This is a genomic window from Enterobacter cloacae complex sp. IR5450 (assembly GCF_049238665.1).
Classification (GTDB): Bacteria; Pseudomonadota; Gammaproteobacteria; order Enterobacterales; family Enterobacteriaceae; genus Enterobacter; species Enterobacter hormaechei_C.
This window is the reverse complement of the sequence record NZ_JBMKIC010000001.1, coordinates 39,319-56,901: the sequence shown is the minus strand read 5'-3', so window position 1 is coordinate 56,901 and position 17,583 is coordinate 39,319. Positions and strand designations below refer to the sequence as shown.

Genomic DNA, 17,583 nt, shown 5'->3' with positions numbered 1-17,583 from the left:
CTGATGCCCTCACCCCGGCCCTCTCCCACAGGGAGAGGGAGAAACAAACTTTGAGAGATTTCTTCTTTCACTGACCTGTGCAAGATAAGAAAATCTGGCCTTTGCGCCTGAATGTTGCGGAGAAAAAGCATGGCGGGGAATGACCGCGAGCCAATAGGACGTAAGGGAAAGCCGACGCGTCCGGCGAAAGAAAAGGTAAGCCGTCGTCGCCTCAGAGATGAGGAGTATGACGATGACTATGAAGACGATTATGAGGATGAAGAACCGATGCCGCGTAAAGGGAAAGGCAAAGGGCGTAAGCCTCGTGGTAAGCGCGGCTGGTTCTGGCTGCTGCTGAAGCTGTTCATTGTTTTTGTTGTCCTGATCGCGATTTACGGCGTTTATCTGGATCAGAAGATCCGCAGCCGTATTGACGGGAAAGTCTGGCAATTGCCTGCGGCAGTATACGGCCGCATGGTGAACCTTGAGCCGGACATGTCCATCAGCAAGAACGAGATGGTGAAGCTGCTGCAAGCCACGCAGTATCGTCAGGTCACGAAAATGACCCGTCCAGGCGAATTTACCGTCCAGGCGAAAAGTATTGAGATGATCCGCCGTCCGTTCGACTTCCCGGACAGTAAAGAAGGGCAGGTTCGCGCGCGTCTGACCTTTGACGGCGATCGTCTTGAAACCATTGAGAACATGGATAACGATCGCCAGTTCGGTTTCTTCCGTCTCGATCCGCGTCTCATCACCATGCTGTCGTCCGCAAACGGCGAACAGCGGCTGTTCGTGGCGCGTAACGGCTTCCCGGATTTGCTGGTGGATACCCTGCTGGCAACCGAAGATCGCCACTTCTACGAGCACGACGGTATCAGCCTTTACTCCATTGGTCGTGCGGTACTGGCGAACCTGACCGCCGGGCGTACGGTGCAGGGGGCGAGTACCCTGACCCAGCAGCTGGTGAAAAACCTGTTCCTCTCCAGCGAGCGCTCTTACTGGCGTAAAGCCAACGAAGCGTACATGGCTGTGCTGATGGATGCGCGCTACAGCAAGGATCGTATTCTTGAGCTGTACATGAACGAGGTGTACCTCGGTCAGAGCGGCGATAACGAGATCCGCGGCTTCCCGCTGGCGAGCCTGTACTACTTTGGCCGTCCGGTAGAAGAGCTGAGCCTTGACCAGCAGGCGCTGCTGGTGGGCATGGTGAAAGGCGCGTCGATCTACAACCCGTGGCGTAACCCGAAACTGGCGCTGGAGCGTCGTAACCTGGTGCTGCGTCTGCTGCAACAACAGCAGGTGATTGACCAGGAGCTGTACGACATGCTGAGCGCGCGTCCGCTGGGCGTTCAGCCGCGCGGTGGGGTGATCTCTCCGCAGCCTGCCTTTATGCAGATGGTGCGTCAGGAGTTGCAGTCTAAGCTCGGAGATAAAGTGAAAGATCTCTCAGGCGTGAAGATCTTTACCACCTTTGATTCCGTGGCGCAGGATGCGGCAGAAAAAGCGGCGGTAGAAGGTATTCCGGCGCTGAAAAAGCAGCGTAAGCTGAGCGATCTGGAAACCGCGATGGTAGTGGTTGACCGTAACACCGGCGAAGTTCGTGCCATGGTGGGCGGTGCTGAGCCGCAGTATGCGGGCTATAACCGCGCAATGCAGGCGCGTCGTTCGATTGGTTCTCTGGCAAAACCGGCAACCTACCTGACCGCGCTGAGCCAGCCGAACCTCTATCGACTGAACACCTGGATTGCCGATGCGCCAATCTCCCTGCGCCAGCCTAACGGCCAGGTATGGTCACCGCAGAACGATGACAGACAGTTCAGCGGTCAGGTGATGCTGGTGGATGCGTTAACCCGCTCGATGAACGTGCCAACGGTTAACCTCGGGATGGCGCTGGGCCTGCCAGCCATCACCGACACCTGGCAGAAGCTGGGCGTACCGAAAGATCAGCTGCACCCTGTGCCAGCGATGATCCTGGGGGCGCTTAACCTGACGCCAATCGAAGTGGCGCAGGCGTTCCAGACCATCGCCAGCGGCGGTAACCGAGCGCCGCTCTCCGCCCTGCGTTCGGTGATTGCCGAAGATGGCTCCGTGCTGTATCAGAGCTTCCCGCAGGCGGAGCGCGCTGTTCCGGCGCAGGCGGCCTATATGACGCTGTGGACCATGCAGCAGGTGGTTCAGCGCGGTACCGGTCGTCAGCTGGGGGCGAAGTATCCTGGTCTGCATCTGGCGGGTAAAACCGGGACCACCAACAACAATGTCGATACCTGGTTCGCCGGTATTGATGGTCGTGAAGTGGTCATCACCTGGGTGGGGCGCGATAACAACCAGCCGACCAAACTGTATGGCGCGAGCGGTGCGATGTCGATTTACCAGCGCTACCTCGCGAATCAGTCTCCGGTGCCGCTGAACCTCGTTGCTCCGGAAGATATCGTCGATATGGGCGTGGACAGCTCGGGTAACTTCATTTGCGGCGGTGGCGTGCGTACGCTGCCGGTCTGGACGACCAACCCGGATGCGCTGTGCCAGCAAAGCCAGCCAGAAGAACCGACAGGTAACCCGTTCGATCAGTCTTCTCAACCTCAGCAGCCGCAGCAGCAACAGCCGCAGCAGCAGGAAGAGAAGAAAGACAGCGACGGCGTCGCCGGCTGGATCAAGGATATGTTCGGCGGGAACTAACCCTACTGATACCCCCTTCTCAGGAAGGGGGTATTTTTTCACCTCAGTAACTCATTTCCTTAACCCTGTTTACAATCCTTATTAACGACCCATTTTCCGTTGATTATTTCTTAAACCCTCAATTCTTGTAGGGCCGCATATCGCTTGCTATGCCGTCAGCGTTTCGCATATTATTCTGCGGTCATAATAATAATTCTCGTTTACGTTATCATTCACCTTTTCCATCAGAGATCCATCATGGCGCTTTCCAATACTGCTCAGCCAATTAACACGTCGCTGCGTAAACTCGCAGTCGTCGTAGCCACAGCGGTTGCCGGCATGTCTGCTTACGCACAGGCCGCTGAAACCCCCAAGAAAGAAGAAACCATCACCGTGACTGCCGCACCGGCTGCACAGGAAAGTGCCTGGGGTCCTGCACCGACGATTGCAGCAAAGCGCACTGCAACGGCGACGAAAACCGATACACCGATCGAGAAAACCCCGCAGTCTATTTCCGTGGTTACACGTGAAGAGATGGACATGAAACAGCCGGGAACGGTTAAACAGGCGCTGGCCTATACCCCAAGCGTTTTCGCAACGCGCGGCGCATCAACAACTTACGATGTGGTTTCGATTCGTGGTTTCACGACCTCCAGCACCGTGAATACTAACCAGTATCTGGATGGTATGAAGTTGCAGGGAGACAACTACTCTGAAGCGTCCATGGACCCGTACTTCCTTGAGCGCTGCTGCGTGGCCCGACGTCTGTACTGTATGGCAAAAGCCATCCTGGCGGCGTAGTGAGTATGGTCAGCAAGCGTCCAACTACGGAACCGTTGAAAGAAATTCAGTTCAAAATGGGGACGGATAACCTCTGGCAGACCGGTTTTGATTTCAGCGACGCGATTGACGATGACGGCGTGTGGTCCTACCGTCTGACCGGTCTGGGGCGCAGTGAAAATGCGCAGCAGGAAATGGTGAAGTCTACTCGTTACGCGATTGCGCCGTCTTTCAGCTGGCGTCCTGATGATAAAACCGATTTCACTTTCCTGAGCAACTTCCAGAGCGATCCGGATGCGGGTTACTACGGCTGGCTGCCGCGTGAAGGTACCGTTGTGCCTTACTATGATGCTAACGGAAAAGCGCACAAACTGCCGACCGACTTCAACGAAGGCGATGAAGACAATAAGATCTCCCGTCGTCAAAAAATGGTGGGTTACAGCTTCGCGCATGAATTCAACGACACCTTCACCGTGCGTCAGAACCTGCGTTATACCAAAATCAACACGCTTTACCGTTCAGTTTACGGTAACGGCTATATCGCCCCGGCCCAGATCAGCCGCGCGTACGTGCGCTCAGATGAAGACCTCAACTCGTTCACGGTTGATACACAGCTCCAGTCGAAATTCGCGACCGGCGCCGTTGACCATACCCTGCTGACAGGTGTGGATTACCTTCGTATGCGCAATGACATTGATGCTGACTACGGTACCGCCGATCCGATCAGTATGAACAATCCGCAGCACGGCAATGCGAACGTTAATGTGAACTTCCCGTATGCCATGCTCAATCGCCAGGAGCAGACCGGGCTCTATGCGCAGGATCAGGCGGAATGGGATAAGTGGGTACTCACCTTGGGTGGCCGCTATGACTTTGCGAAAACGTCTGCCTTCAACCGTAATAACGGAACCACCGCGGAAATTAACGATCAGGCATTTACCTGGCGCGGGGGGATTAACTACCTGTTCGATAACGGGATTACACCATACTTCAGCTACAGTGAATCTTTCGAACCGCTCTCTGGCACTACTCAGGGTGGTAAACCGTTCGATCCGGCACGCGGCAAGCAATATGAAGCGGGCGTGAAGTATGTTCCGAAAGATCTGCCTGTTGTGGTGACGGCAGCGGTATACCAGCTGACCAAGAACAACAACCTGACCGCCGATCCGGCGAACCCGACCAGCGGCTTCAGCGTGCAGGGCGGTGAAATCCGCTCCCGTGGCTTTGAGCTGGAAGCGAAAGCGGCGGTGTCGGCTAACGTGAACGTGACGGCGGCCTACAGCTACACCGATGCGGAATACACCCACGATACCTGGTATGAAGGTCGTCGTCCGGCAGAAGTACCGCGCAACATGGCATCCCTGTGGGCGGATTACACCTTCCACGAGACGGCGCTGAGTGGCCTGACCGTCGGTGCAGGCGCGCGTTACATCGGTAACACGGTGACGTACTACTCCTCAGCGTCGCCTAAAGCCTATGAGTCCTTTAACGTCGCGGGTTATGCCCTGGCGGATGCGACCGTGAAATACGATCTGGCGCGCTTCGGTCTGCCGGGCTCTTCCGTCGGCGTCAACGTGAACAACATCTTTGACCGTGAATACGTCTCCAGCTGCTACAGCGAGTATGCATGCTACTGGGGAGCAGGACGCCAGGTTGTTGCCACGGCGACCTTCCGCTTCTAACCTCTTTATGGGCACGGTTCGCCGTGCCCTTTTTATTTAAGTTGGCTGACATGCAGGATAACAAAACGCAATCCGACTCCACCTTCACGCTCAATAATCTCTCCTTTCGCGTACCCGGGCGCACCTTGCTGCATCCGCTCTCTTTGACGTTTCCCGCAGGTAAAGTGACCGGTTTAATCGGGCACAATGGTTCCGGTAAATCGACGCTGCTGAAGATGCTGGGCCGTCATCAGCCACCGTCCGAAGGCGACATTTTGCTGGATGACCAGCCGCTGGCGAGCTGGAGCAGTAAGGCCTTTGCCCGCAAGGTGGCCTATCTGCCGCAGCAGTTGCCGCAGGCGGAGGGGATGACGGTGCGCGAGCTGGTGGCGATTGGACGTTATCCGTGGCACGGTGCGCTCGGGCGTTTTGGCGTTGCTGACAGAGAGAAAGTGGAAGAGGCGATCGCGCTGGTGGGATTAAAACCGCTGGCGCACCGTCTGGTGGATAGCCTGTCCGGTGGCGAGCGTCAGCGCGCATGGATCGCAATGCTGGTGGCGCAGGACAGCCGCTGCCTGCTGCTCGACGAACCCACGTCGGCGCTGGATATTGCTCATCAGGTTGACGTCCTGGCGCTGGTGCATCGCTTAAGTCAGCAGCGCGGCCTGACGGTGATAGCCGTTCTGCATGATATCAACATGGCGGCACGCTATTGCGACTATCTGGTAGCGCTGCGCGGCGGTGAAATGATCGCTCAGGGTACGCCTGCCGAACTGATGCGTAGCGAAACGCTGGAACATATCTACGGTATTCCTATGGGCATCCTGCCTCACCCGGCCGGGGCTGCACCCGTGAGCTTTGTCTACTGATGCTGGATTCAACTTTCATTAGCCGCCGTCGCCTGCTGACGGCCATGGCGCTCTCACCGCTGCTGTTAAAGATGGGCCCGGCCCGCGCTGCCGCTATCGATCCGCACCGCATCGTGGCGCTGGAGTGGTTGCCCGTTGAACTGATGATGGCGCTGGGCGTGACGCCTTACGGTGTGGCCGATATTCCCAACTACACCCTGTGGGTGAATGAGCCAAAACTGCCGGACTCCGTCATCGACATCGGTCTGCGTACGGAGCCGAACCTTGAGCTTCTCACCCAGATGAAACCGTCTTATTTATTCTGGTCTGCGGGGTATGGTCCGTCGGAAGAGACCATGGCGAAGATTGCGCCCGGACGGGGCTTTTCCTTTAGCGACGGTAAAAAGCCGCTGACCATGGCAAAAAATTCCATCCACGAGATGGCGCAGTTCCTCAACCGTGAGGCTCAGGCGAAAAAACATCTCGATGAATTTGATGCGCTGATTGATTCCCTTAAGCCGCGCTTTGCCCACCGTGGCGATCGGCCTTTGCTGATGGTGACCCTGCTGGATGCCCGCCATATGCTGGTCTTTGGAAATAACTGTCTGTTCCAGGAAGTGCTCGACAGCTTTGGCATTCGCAATGCCTGGGAAGGCGAGATGACGTTCTGGGGCAGTACCGCTGTGGGGATTGACCGTCTGGCGGCGTTTCGTGATGTGGACGTGCTGTGCTTTGACCACGGCAATGAGCGCGAAATGCAAACCCTGATGGCGACCCCGCTCTGGCAGGCAATGCCGTTCGTCCGCGAGCAGCGCTTCCTGCGCGCGCCAGCGGTATGGTTCTACGGCGCGACGCTGTCGGCCATGCATTTTGCCCGCGTGCTGGACAATGCACTGGGAGGCAAGGCATGAGCACGCGTATGGCCCGTTTCCCGATGTTACTGTTAGCGCTCATTTTTCTGGCTGCCCTGGCGTTAACCGGCTTTAACCTGACCACGGCGTTGCCGCGCGATCAGTGGGCAGCCGCGTTTTCCGCACCGGATATCGATAATATTCAGCAAATGCTGTTCCACTACAGCCTGCTGCCGCGTCTGGCTATCTCCCTGCTGGTCGGGGCGGGACTGGGACTGGTGGGCGTACTGTTTCAGCAGGTGCTACGTAACCCGCTGGCGGAGCCGACCACGCTGGGCGTGGCGACGGGGGCTCAGTTGGGGATCACCGTCACCACTCTCTGGACCCTGCCGGGAGCGTTAACCTCGCAGTTTGCCGCGCTGGCAGGCGCATGCGTGGTCGGTGCGCTGGTCTTTGGCGTGGCCTGGGGAAAACGTCTCTCGCCGGTCACGCTGATCCTCGCGGGGCTGGTCGTCAGCCTCTACTGTGGGGCGATCAACCAGCTGCTGGTGCTGTTTCACCACGACCAGTTGCAAAGCATGTTTATGTGGAGTACCGGCACGCTCACCCAGACCGACTGGAGTATCGTTCAGCGCCTGTGGCCGCAGCTGTTTGGCGGCGTGGTGCTGACACTGCTGCTGCTGCGTCCGCTCACGCTGATGGGCCTGGACGACGGCGTGGCGCGCAATCTCGGGCTGGCGCTGTCGCTGGCGCGTCTGGCGGCCCTGACCCTGGCGATTGTGCTCAGCGCGTTACTGGTTAACGCCGTCGGCATCATCGGCTTTATCGGCCTGTTTGCGCCGCTGCTGGCAAAAATGCTCGGCGCACGCCGTCTGCTGGCGCGCCTGATGCTGGCGCCGCTGATTGGTGCGCTGATCCTCTGGCTTTCCGATCAGCTCATTCTCTGGCTGACGCGCGTCTGGATGGAAGTTTCCACGGGCTCGGTGACGGCCCTGATCGGTGCGCCGCTGCTGCTGTGGCTCTTGCCGCGCCTGCGCAGCATTAGCGCCCCGGCAATGGATGCCGGCGATAAAGTACATGCTGAGCGTCAGTCGGTGGTGTGGTTCAGCCTTGCCGGACTGGCAGTGCTGGTTATCGCCTCGTTTGCCGCACTCTCGCTGGGACGCGACGCCACGGGCTGGCACTGGGCGACGGGGGATTTGCTGCATGAACTCATGCAGTGGCGCTGGCCGCGGATCTTCTCCGCGCTGATTGCGGGCGTCATGCTGGCGGTGGCGGGCTGTATTATCCAGCGTCTGACCGGTAACCCGATGGCAAGCCCGGAAGTCCTGGGCATCAGTTCCGGCGCCGCGTTTGGCGTGGTGTTGATGCTGTTTCTCGTGCCGGGGAATGCCTTCGGCTGGCTGATGCCTGCCGGGAGTATCGGTGCGGCGGCGACGCTGATGATTATCCTGATCGCCTCCGGGCGCGGCGGTTTCTCGCCTCACCGCATGCTGCTGGCCGGGATGGCGCTCAGCACCGCGTTTACTATGCTGCTGATGATGTTGCAGGCGAGCGGCGATCCGCGCATGGCGCAGATCCTGACCTGGATTTCCGGTTCAACATACAACGCCACCGGCAGTCAGGTGGTGCATACCGGGATTGTGATGATCGTGCTGCTGGCGATTGTGCCGCTGTGCCGTCGCTGGATGACCATTCTGCCGCTGGGTGGGGATACCGCTCGCGCGGTCGGGGTGGCGCTGACGCCAACGCGCATCGCCCTGTTGCTGCTGGCCGCGTGCCTGACGGCGACGGCCACCATGACTATCGGCCCGCTCAGTTTTGTTGGATTAATGGCGCCGCATATCGCCCGTATGATGGGCTTCCGCAGGACTTTGCCACATATCGTGATCTCTGCGCTGACGGGCGGGGCGATCCTGGTCTTTGCTGACTGGTGCGGAAGGATGGTGCTGTTCCCGTATCAGATCCCGGCGGGCCTGCTGTCGACCTTTATCGGCGCGCCGTACTTTATATATCTGTTGAGAAAGCAGAGTCGGTAATAAAAGTAAACGGCAATCCTTAGATCACCGTTTTAGCGTTTGCTCCCTCTCCCTGTGGGAGAGGGCTGGGGTGAGGACATCAAGCCGCACATTTTACAGCTTCGCAAACACCTTACGCGCTGCGTCGATGGTGTTATTGATATCTTCTTCGCTGTGCGCCACGGACATAAAGCCCGCTTCAAACGCTGACGGGGCCAGATACACGCCTTCTTCCAGCATCAGGTGGAAGAAGCGTTTGAAGCGTTCCACGTCGCATTTCACCACGTCCTGATAGCAGGTCACGGTTTTCGCCTCGGTGAAGAAAATCCCGAACATCCCGCCGACGTGGTTTACCACCAGCGGAATACCCGCGTCTTCTGCGGCTTCCAGCAGACCGTTTGCCAGCTGCGTCGTCCGGTCCGTCAGGGTTTGGTGGATGCCCGGCTGCGCCACTTCGGTCAGACAGGCAAAGCCCGCCGCCATCGCAATCGGGTTACCGGAGAGCGTACCCGCCTGGTAAACCGGACCGGTTGGCGCCAGCGCGTCCATTACGTCCTTACGGCCGCCAAACGCGCCGACAGGCATGCCGCCGCCAATGATCTTGCCGAGGCAGGTCAGATCCGGCTCGACGCCGTAGTATGACTGCGCCCCCGCCAGTGCGACGCGGAAACCGGTCATCACTTCGTCGATGATCAGCAGCGCGCCGAACTCATCGCACAGTGCGCGCAGGCCCGGCAGGAAGTCAGGCTGCGGTGGGATACAGTTCATGTTGCCCGCCACCGGTTCGACGATAATGCAGGCGATCTCCTGCGGATACTGCTCGAACGCCGCGCGAACGGTGTCCAGATCGTTATAGGTGCAGGTGAGGGTGTGTTTTGCGAAGTCAGCCGGCACGCCCGGAGAGTTAGGCTGACCGAGCGTCAGCGCGCCGGAACCGGCTTTTACCAGCAGGCAGTCGGCGTGGCCATGGTAACAGCCTTCGAACTTGATAATCTTGTCACGGCCGGTAAAGCCGCGCGCCAGACGGATGGCGCTCATGGTCGCTTCCGTACCGGAGTTCACCATACGTACCATGTCCATTGTCGGCACCAGCTCGGTGACCAGCTCCGCCATTTTAACTTCCATCTCGGTTGGCGCGCCGAAGCTCAGGCCGCGCTGAGCGGCTTCAATCACCGCGTTGCGGATCGCCGGGTGGTTGTGGCCCAGTACCATCGGGCCCCAGGAGCCGACGTAATCAACATAGGCTTTACCATCCACATCATACAGATATGCGCCATCCGCACGTTCGATAAACAGCGGGGTGCCACCCACGCCGGTAAAGGCGCGCACGGGTGAGTTTACGCCGCCTGGGATAAGCTCGCGGGCTGCGCTGTAGAGGTTTTCAGACTTGCTCATGGCGTCGTTCCTGGTTCGTAGAAATAAGTTAAGGCAACTATTCTAAGTGATTCGGAAGAGGTTATAAAATTTTTGCCCCTCAGAAGGCTTAACAACTGTTAAGTATTTTTCAGGGGACGAGGGGATTGTCTCTGGTAAAATCCCTGCGGCCATTTGTATGACGAAACAGAACAGGTAATGAACGAGAACACGCCTTCTTTTGAACAACAGCAGTTTACGCGCGCGAAGCACCGGGTCAGTATCCGGCGGTTGCTCAACCGTGACAAAACCCCGTTGGCCATTCTGCTGGCAGCTGCCGTTGTGGGCACGCTGGCCGGTCTCGTGGGCGTCGCGTTTGAAAAAGCCGTCAACGCGGTGCTCAACTGGCGCATAGGCACCGTCGCCAGCTTTGCGGATCGGGAATGGCTGGTCTGGGTGTGGGCCTTTGGCCTTTCGGCCCTGTTTGCCATGGTGGGCTATTTCCTGGTACGTAAATTCGCACCCGAAGCGGGCGGCTCGGGGATCCCGGAAATTGAAGGGGCTCTGGAGGAGCTACGCCCGGTTCGCTGGTGGCGGGTACTTCCTGTGAAATTTATCGGCGGGATGGGAACGCTCGGGGCGGGCATGGTGCTCGGTCGGGAAGGGCCAACGGTACAGCTGGGCGGTAACGTCGGGCGCATGGTTGGCGATCTGTTCCGTATGCGCAGCGCCGAAGCACGGCATACGTTGCTGGCGACGGGGGCGGCGGCGGGGCTGTCTGCGGCGTTTAACGCGCCGCTGGCGGGTATCCTGTTTATCATTGAAGAGATGCGCGCCCAGTTCCGCTACAACCTGATCTCCATTAAAGCGGTGTTTACCGGCGTGATTATGTCGAGCATTGTCTTTCGCGTCTTTAATGGCGAAGGGGCGGTGATTGAAGTTGGCAAGCTAACCAATGCGTCGGTCAATACTTTGTGGCTGTATCTGGTTCTTGGGATGATTTTTGGCGTCGTTGGCCCGCTTTTTAACACCCTGATTTTACGGGCTCAGGATATGTTTCAGCGCATCCATGGCGGAAATACCACGAAATGGGTGCTGGTGGGGGGCCTGCTTGGCGGCGTGTGCGGGATCCTCGGCTTTATCGAACCGAACGCGGCAGGCGGCGGATTTGGGCTGATACCCGTTGCGGCGGCGGGCAATTTTAGCGTCGGCCTGCTGCTGTTTATGTTTATCTCGCGGGTAATTACGACCGTGCTGTGCTTCTCCTCCGGCGCACCGGGCGGCATATTTGCCCCGATGCTGGCGCTGGGAACGCTGCTGGGCACGGCGTTTGGCATGGCGGCAGCGGTTGGCTTCCCGGCCTATCATCTGGACGCGGGGACGTTTGCGGTGGCGGGAATGGGGGCGCTGCTGGCGGCCTCCCTGCGCGCGCCGCTTACCGGGATCGTACTGGTGCTGGAAATGACCGACAATTACCAGCTCATTTTGCCAATGATCATTACCTGTCTCGGCGCGACACTATTAGCCCAATTCCTGGGTGGAAAACCGCTATACTCCACCATTCTTGCCCGTACCCTGGCGAAACAGGAAGCTGAACAGGCCCTGAAGCAGAATACTTGAATGAATTACCAGGGTATTAGATAATGACAAAAAGAATTGGGTGATTTTTGCCCAATAGCAGTCGCAGTATTCATGGGAGCATAAGATGAGTGATGACGTAGCGTTGCCGCTGGAATTTACCGAAGCAGCAGCGAAAAAAGTGAAAACCCTGATTGCCGACGAGGACAATCCGGATCTGAAACTGCGTGTTTATATTACCGGCGGCGGCTGTAGTGGCTTCCAGTATGGTTTTACCTTTGACGACCAGGTTAACGATGGTGATATGACTATCGAGAAACAGGGCGTCGCGCTGGTGGTTGATCCGATGAGCCTGCAATATCTGGTGGGCGGTTCAGTGGACTACACTGAAGGTCTGGAAGGTTCGCGCTTTGTGGTGACTAACCCGAATGCGACCAGCACCTGCGGGTGTGGTTCTTCGTTCAGTATTTAAGCCTGGACGCAGATTGTAGGCCCGGTAAGCGAAGCGCTACCGGGCTTATAAACGACACCTATCTTGAATTTTCATCCAGCGCAAAGGTCGGCAGCTTCAGGTGCCAGCGTATCGCCGCTAAACGGATCACCAGCGTGACCACCATCCCCAGCATCGCCGCATTCTCCAGCGGGACAGCAAAGGTGTAATACGCCGTGGCGTGAACGATCCCCCCGATGATACAGGCCGTCGCGTAGATTTCCGTTCGCAGGATCATCGGGACTTCTCGCGCCAGTATGTCGCGAATAATCCCTCCGCCCACGCCGGTTAACACGCCCATACAGATCGCCACCAGCGGGCCAGTCCCGGCAATAAAAGCTTTATTCACGCCTATTCCCACAAAGACCGCCAGACCGACGGCATCCAGCACCGGCAATATCCATTTTGGCAGTCTGCGAGGCTGACGAACCAGCACGATGGTTAACAGGCAGGTGACCATCGCCACCACCAGATCCGTGGGATCTTTTACCCAAAATACCGGGCCATTTGCCAGCGCCATATCGCGGATCGTTCCGCCTCCCACCGCCGTAACGACGCCGAGCACCAGTACGCCAAAAGGATCCATGCGTAGTTTTCCGGCAAGCAAAACGCCGGAGATAGCAAAAACGGCTGTGCCAAGAATATCCAGCCAATACACGAGCATCGTTAAATCCTCGAAGGGGGTATTTATCTGTTTGAGTGACTCTCTGCCAGTTCGGCGCAGAGTTGTTTTGCGGCGAGGATAATACGCGGGCTGGCGCGTTCAAACCAGTCGCTGTTGAGTGCGATGACCGGAATTTTAAGCTGCCGATGCCAGAATTGTTCTATTTTAGGAATCTCGCTCGCATTTCCGACCACCACAATGGCCTGCGGTTGTCGCGCCAGAACCTGCTCACGACTGACCTGAGGCCAGGGGACCCGGCTTTCGGCAAAGATATTTTCACCTCCACAGGTTTCAAGCACCTGGTTCTGGATCGAACCTTTCCCGGTAGTGAACAGCGGCTGGCTGCCAAATTGCAGAAAAACGCGTTGTTTCGGTTGCGTGCCGTATCGGGCTTTTAGCGCGGCATAGTCGTTGAGCATCTGCTGTGCAGCCTGTCCGGCGCGTTGGGGGGTAGGGCTGAAGGGCGCGAGGTCACGGAGGGTTTGCGCCACCTGTTCGATGCTCACCGCGTCCACCCATTTAACCGTTATTCCCAGCGAAGAGAGCTGGTTTACCTGCCGTTCGGCATTACCGCCGCGCCAGGCGAGTACCAGATCGGGCTTTAGCGCAACGATGCGTTCCAGATTCATTCCCTGCCAGGTGGCAACCTGTTCGATTTGGGCGGCCTGCGGTGGATAATCGGAAAAGCTGCTCACCGCAACGGGCGTGATCCCGGCGGCAAACGCCAGTTCCGTATTGGCAGGGGAGAGTGTGATCACCCGCGGCGCGGCGATGAGCCAGGCCGGAGCGAACAGAAGCAGGGCGACCAGCGCCCTGAATGACACCTTACCCACGCGCCAGTTTCTGCACCAGGGTTTCCACCATCACGGTGGACTGCTTGGCCGCAACGGCCAGGAACTCGTCGAAGCTGATGTGGGACTGCTGGTCCGCTACGTCAGAGATCGCGCGAACGACCACGAACGGCACGCTGAAGTTATGGCACACGTGCGCAATGGCCGTGGCTTCCATCTCAACGGCCACAGCCTGCGGGAAGTTATGACGGATTTTCGCCAGACCAACAGAGCCGTTGATAAAGGCATCGCCGCTGACGATCAGGCCACGCACCGCATTGAGGTTCAGCTCGTTGATGCAGCTTTCAGCGGCGGCAATCAGCTTATCATCCGCTTTAAACCCGGCCGGGCAGCCCGGAAGCTGACCATATTCGTAGCCGAATGCGGTGACGTCTGCATCGTGGTAACGCGCTTCGTCGGAAACCACGATATCGCCCACTTTCAGCGTCGGCGCCAGACCGCCCGCAGAACCTGTATTAATGATAACGTCAGGCTTGCAGCGCTCAAGCAGCAGGGTCGCGCCCAGTGCCGCTGCAACTTTACCGATGCCTGATTTCAGCAGAGCCACGTCAACACCGTTCAGCTGGCCGGTGTAGATCTCACAGCCACCGAGGGAGAGGGTCTGACGGTTCTCAATTTTGTCACGCAGCAGCGTAACTTCTTCTTCCATTGCACCAATAATGCCGATTTTCATAGATTTACTCGCGATGTGCCTTGTTAAGATGCATAGTCTATCATGCGGTTAAGGGGAAACGCATTCTCACGCGGGGGAGCACATGGCACCAATCGATTTTCGCACCAAAATTAACTGGCACCGACGTTTCCGTTCGCCACAGGGCGATAAGAGCGAACATGAGATCCTGCGCATTTTTGAAAGCGATCGCGGACGCATCATCAATTCGCCCGCCATCCGCCGGTTACAGCAAAAAACCCAGGTGTTCCCGCTGGAGCGTAACGCCGCGGTGCGTACGCGGTTAACGCACTCCATGGAAGTGCAGCAGGTGGGGCGCTACATTGCGAAAGAGATCCTCAGCCGCCTTAAAGAGCAACGTCTGCTGGAAACCTACGGACTGGATGAACTGACCGGCCCGTTCGAAAGCATCGTTGAGATGGCCTGCCTGATGCACGATATCGGCAATCCTCCCTTTGGTCATTTCGGCGAGGCCGCCATCAATGACTGGTTTAAACAGCGGCTTTTTCCCTCTGATGCCATAAGCCAGCCGCTCAGCGATGACCGCTGTTTGGTACGCGATTTACGCCTGCGTGAAGGTGAAGATAGCCTGAACGATCTGCGCCGTAAGGTGCGCCAGGATCTGTGTCATTTCGAAGGTAACGCGCAGGGGATCCGTTTGGTGCACTCCCTGATGCGGATGAATCTGACCTGGGCCCAGGTGGGCTGTATTCTTAAATACACGCGTCCCGCGTGGTGGACCGGAGAAACGCCCGCCACGCATAGCTACCTGATGAAAAAACCGGGCTATTACTTATCGGAAGAAGCATATATCGCGCGGTTGCGTAAAGAACTGTCTCTGACCCCCAATGGCCGTTTTCCATTGACATGGATTATGGAAGCGGCTGATGACATTTCTTATTGCGTGGCCGATCTGGAAGACGCGGTGGAAAAAAGAATATTCAGCGTCGAGGAGCTCTATCAGCATCTTCATGATGCCTGGGGAGAGCATGAAAAAGGTTCTCTGTTTGCGCAGGTCGTCGAGAATGCCTGGGATAAATCGCGTTCAAATTCGCTGAGCCGCAGTACCGAAGATCAGTTCTTTATGTATTTGCGAGTAAACACGCTGAATAAACTGGTGCCGTATGCGGCCGCCCGTTTCATTGATAATTTGCCGATGATATTTAGCGGGGAATTTAATCACGCCCTGCTGGAAGATGATAGCAGTTTTAGCCAGCTTCTTGAATTATATAAAAACGTGGCTGTTCGCCATGTTTTCAGCCACCCGGATGTCGAACAGCTGGAGCTGCAAGGATACCGGGTTATCAGCGGGTTGCTGGAAATTTATGGCCCGCTGCTCCAGCTAACGGTCGATGAGTTTAGCGAGCTGGTCGAAAATGAACGTGTTCGCCGCCTGCCGATTGAATCTCGTCTCTATCAGAAGCTTTCAACGCGCCACCGGCTGGCATACATTGAAGCCGTCAGTAAAATAGATCGTCATTCTTCCCAATGGCCAGTCATGGAATATTATTATCGCTGTCGTCTTATCCAGGACTATATCAGCGGGATGACAGATTTGTATGCCTGGGATGAATACCGCAAGCTTATGGCCGTTGAATAAGCCATGAGTTTTGTAAAGACGACCAATAAATTTTTACTTTTTCCATAAACTTAATCCCGGAACTAAGCGGTATAAAACGAATCTGAGTTACACAGCAATTTTGCGTTATCTGGTAAATCGAGATTGAGAAACATGAAAAAAACCACATTAGCAATGAGTGCACTGGCTCTGAGTTTAGGTTTAGCGCTGTCCCCTCTGGCGACGGCGGCCGAGACAGCTTCCTCGGCAGCGACTGCACAGCAGATGCCAAGCCTGGCCCCGATGCTCGAAAAAGTGATGCCATCGGTGGTGAGTATTAACATTGAGGGCAGCACAACCGTCAATACGCCGCGTATGCCGCGTAATTTCCAGCAGTTCTTCGGCGACAATTCGCCGTTCTGCCAGGACGGTTCGCCATTCCAGAGCTCCCCGTTCTGTCAGGGCGGCGGTGCAGGGGATGACGGCATGGGCGGCGGCCAGCAGCAGAAATTCATGGCACTCGGCTCGGGCGTGATTATTGATGCAGCCAAAGGCTACGTGGTGACCAATAACCACGTGGTAGATAATGCTAACACCATTAAGGTGCAGATGAGCGATGGCCGTAAATTCGATGCTAAAGTGGTCGGTAAAGACCCGCGTTCCGATATCGCGCTGATTCAAATCCAGGATCCGAAGAACCTGACGGCGATTAAGCTTGCCGACTCTGACGCGCTGCGCGTGGGTGACTACACCGTCGCCATCGGTAACCCGTTTGGTCTGGGCGAAACCGTGACCTCGGGTATCGTCTCGGCGCTGGGACGTAGCGGCCTGAATGCGGAAAACTATGAAAACTTCATCCAGACGGATGCGGCCATTAACCGTGGTAACTCCGGCGGTGCGCTGGTTAACCTGAATGGTGAACTGATCGGTATCAACACCGCTATCCTGGCACCGGACGGTGGCAACATCGGTATCGGCTTTGCTATCCCGAGCAACATGGTGAAAAACCTGACTGCGCAGATGGTGCAATATGGACAGGTGAAACGCGGTGAGCTGGGTATCATGGGTACCGAGCTGAACTCCGAGCTGGCGAAAGCGATGAAAGTAGACGCTCAGCGCGGCGCATTCGTAAGCCAGGTCATGCCGAACTCCTCGGCGGCGAAAGCCGGCATTAAAGCGGGTGACGTGATCACCTCTCTGAACGGTAAACCGATCAGCAGCTTTGCCGCCCTGCGTGCGGAAGTGGGTTCTATGCCAATCGGCAGTAAAGTGACCCTCGGCCTGCTGCGTGAAGGTAAGCCGGTTAACGTGAGCCTGGAACTGCAACAGAGCAGTCAGAATCAGGTGGATTCCAGCACCATCTTCAGCGGTATTGAAGGTGCTGAGATGAGCAACAAAGGGGCAGATAAAGGCGTGGTGGTGAACAACGTGAAAGCAAACTCACCTGCTGCCCGTATCGGCCTGAAAAAAGGTGATGTGATCATGGGCGCTAACCAGCAGCCGGTGAAAAACATCGCTGAACTGCGCAAAATTCTCGACAGCAAGCCGTCCGTGCTGGCACTGAATATTCAGCGTGGTGATACTTCTATTTATCTCCTGATGCAGTAATCATCTTAAGCCCCTGTTC

The 17,583-nt window shown here is 57.0% G+C and carries 12 protein-coding genes and 1 pseudogene; 9 read left to right on the top strand and 4 right to left on the bottom strand.

Annotated features, from left to right (window positions below):
- Positions 1-129: 129 nt before the first annotated feature.
- From mrcB to fhuB, 5 genes and pseudogenes are all read left to right on the top strand, one after another.
- Complete coding sequence (gene mrcB / locus ACOTYB_RS00255) at positions 130-2,655, top strand: bifunctional glycosyl transferase/transpeptidase (protein WP_003856245.1); 2,526 nt, start codon at positions 130-132, stop codon at positions 2,653-2,655.
- Between the two features lie 237 nt (positions 2,656-2,892).
- Positions 2,893-5,096, top strand: a pseudogene (gene fhuA / locus ACOTYB_RS00250) (ferrichrome porin FhuA).
- A 50-nt stretch (positions 5,097-5,146) separates the two neighbouring features.
- Positions 5,147-5,944 carry a Fe3+-hydroxamate ABC transporter ATP-binding protein FhuC gene (gene fhuC, locus ACOTYB_RS00245; protein WP_003856242.1) on the top strand — a complete coding sequence of 266 codons (798 nt, stop codon included), beginning with the start codon at positions 5,147-5,149 and terminating at the stop codon, positions 5,942-5,944.
- Positions 5,944-6,834, top strand: coding sequence for a Fe(3+)-hydroxamate ABC transporter substrate-binding protein FhuD (gene fhuD / locus ACOTYB_RS00240; RefSeq protein WP_003856240.1), 891 nt, complete (start codon positions 5,944-5,946; stop codon positions 6,832-6,834). Before fhuC ends, fhuD begins: the two co-directional genes overlap by 1 nt.
- The gene (gene fhuB / locus ACOTYB_RS00235) at positions 6,831-8,813 is read left to right on the top strand and encodes a Fe(3+)-hydroxamate ABC transporter permease FhuB (RefSeq protein WP_045342637.1); all 1,983 of its coding nucleotides are present in this window, start codon (positions 6,831-6,833) and stop codon (positions 8,811-8,813) included. The genes fhuD and fhuB overlap by 4 nt, the downstream gene beginning before the upstream one ends.
- A 93-nt stretch (positions 8,814-8,906) precedes the next feature.
- Here the strand turns inward: fhuB and hemL are convergent, their stop codons facing one another.
- Entirely contained in the window at positions 8,907-10,187 is a 1,281-nt protein-coding gene (gene hemL / locus ACOTYB_RS00230; protein WP_003856235.1) for a glutamate-1-semialdehyde 2,1-aminomutase, read from the bottom strand.
- Positions 10,188-10,364: 177 nt separating this feature from the next.
- Here hemL and clcA point away from each other — a divergent pair, with 177 nt between their 5' ends.
- Together clcA and erpA are read left to right on the top strand one after the other, a co-directional pair.
- Entirely contained in the window at positions 10,365-11,765 is a 1,401-nt protein-coding gene (gene clcA / locus ACOTYB_RS00225; protein ID WP_023315429.1) for a H(+)/Cl(-) exchange transporter ClcA, read from the top strand.
- An 85-nt stretch (positions 11,766-11,850) separates the two neighbouring features.
- A complete protein-coding gene (erpA, locus tag ACOTYB_RS00220; protein ID WP_003856230.1) occupies positions 11,851-12,195 on the top strand; it encodes an iron-sulfur cluster insertion protein ErpA in 345 nt (114 codons plus the stop codon).
- 58 nt (positions 12,196-12,253) lie between these two features.
- On the opposite strand, the gene ACOTYB_RS00215 is transcribed toward erpA, so the two are convergent.
- Genes ACOTYB_RS00215 through mtnN form a run of 3 tightly spaced genes read right to left on the bottom strand, consistent with a single transcriptional unit; the run spans position 12,254 to position 14,401 of the window.
- A complete protein-coding gene (locus ACOTYB_RS00215) occupies positions 12,254-12,877 on the bottom strand; it encodes a TRIC cation channel family protein (RefSeq protein WP_003856227.1) in 624 nt (207 codons plus the stop codon).
- Positions 12,878-12,900: 23 nt separating this feature from the next.
- The gene (btuF, locus tag ACOTYB_RS00210; protein WP_032608538.1) at positions 12,901-13,710 is read right to left on the bottom strand and encodes a vitamin B12 ABC transporter substrate-binding protein BtuF; all 810 of its coding nucleotides are present in this window, start codon (positions 13,708-13,710) and stop codon (positions 12,901-12,903) included.
- Complete coding sequence (gene mtnN / locus ACOTYB_RS00205; RefSeq protein ID WP_003856223.1) at positions 13,703-14,401, bottom strand: 5'-methylthioadenosine/S-adenosylhomocysteine nucleosidase; 699 nt, start codon at positions 14,399-14,401, stop codon at positions 13,703-13,705. Before mtnN ends, btuF begins: the two co-directional genes overlap by 8 nt.
- An 82-nt stretch (positions 14,402-14,483) precedes the next feature.
- Here mtnN and dgt point away from each other — a divergent pair, with 82 nt between their 5' ends.
- Positions 14,484-15,998: a dGTPase gene (dgt, locus tag ACOTYB_RS00200; protein WP_045342642.1), complete on the top strand. Its 1,515-nt coding sequence runs from the start codon at positions 14,484-14,486 to the stop codon at positions 15,996-15,998.
- A gap of 132 nt (positions 15,999-16,130) precedes the next feature.
- Positions 16,131-17,564 carry a serine endoprotease DegP gene (degP, locus tag ACOTYB_RS00195; protein WP_409248724.1) on the top strand — a complete coding sequence of 478 codons (1,434 nt, stop codon included), beginning with the start codon at positions 16,131-16,133 and terminating at the stop codon, positions 17,562-17,564.
- Positions 17,565-17,583 lie beyond the last annotated feature (19 nt).

Excerpts from the sequence above, each read along its gene's own strand:
- mrcB (WP_003856245.1), top strand. The coding sequence starts at position 130 with ATGGCGGGGAATGACCGCGAGCCAATAGGACGTAAGGGAAAGCCGACG.
- fhuC (WP_003856242.1), top strand. The coding sequence starts at position 5,147 with ATGCAGGATAACAAAACGCAATCCGACTCCACCTTCACGCTCAATAAT.
- fhuD (WP_003856240.1), top strand. The coding sequence starts at position 5,944 with ATGCTGGATTCAACTTTCATTAGCCGCCGTCGCCTGCTGACGGCCATG.
- fhuB (WP_045342637.1), top strand. The coding sequence starts at position 6,831 with ATGAGCACGCGTATGGCCCGTTTCCCGATGTTACTGTTAGCGCTCATT.
- hemL (WP_003856235.1), bottom strand. The coding sequence starts at position 10,187 with ATGAGCAAGTCTGAAAACCTCTACAGCGCAGCCCGCGAGCTTATCCCA.
- clcA (WP_023315429.1), top strand. The coding sequence starts at position 10,365 with ATGAACGAGAACACGCCTTCTTTTGAACAACAGCAGTTTACGCGCGCG.
- erpA (WP_003856230.1), top strand. The coding sequence starts at position 11,851 with ATGAGTGATGACGTAGCGTTGCCGCTGGAATTTACCGAAGCAGCAGCG.
- ACOTYB_RS00215 (WP_003856227.1), bottom strand. The coding sequence starts at position 12,877 with ATGCTCGTGTATTGGCTGGATATTCTTGGCACAGCCGTTTTTGCTATC.
- mtnN (WP_003856223.1), bottom strand. The coding sequence starts at position 14,401 with ATGAAAATCGGCATTATTGGTGCAATGGAAGAAGAAGTTACGCTGCTG.
- dgt (WP_045342642.1), top strand. The coding sequence starts at position 14,484 with ATGGCACCAATCGATTTTCGCACCAAAATTAACTGGCACCGACGTTTC.
- degP (WP_409248724.1), top strand. The coding sequence starts at position 16,131 with ATGAAAAAAACCACATTAGCAATGAGTGCACTGGCTCTGAGTTTAGGT.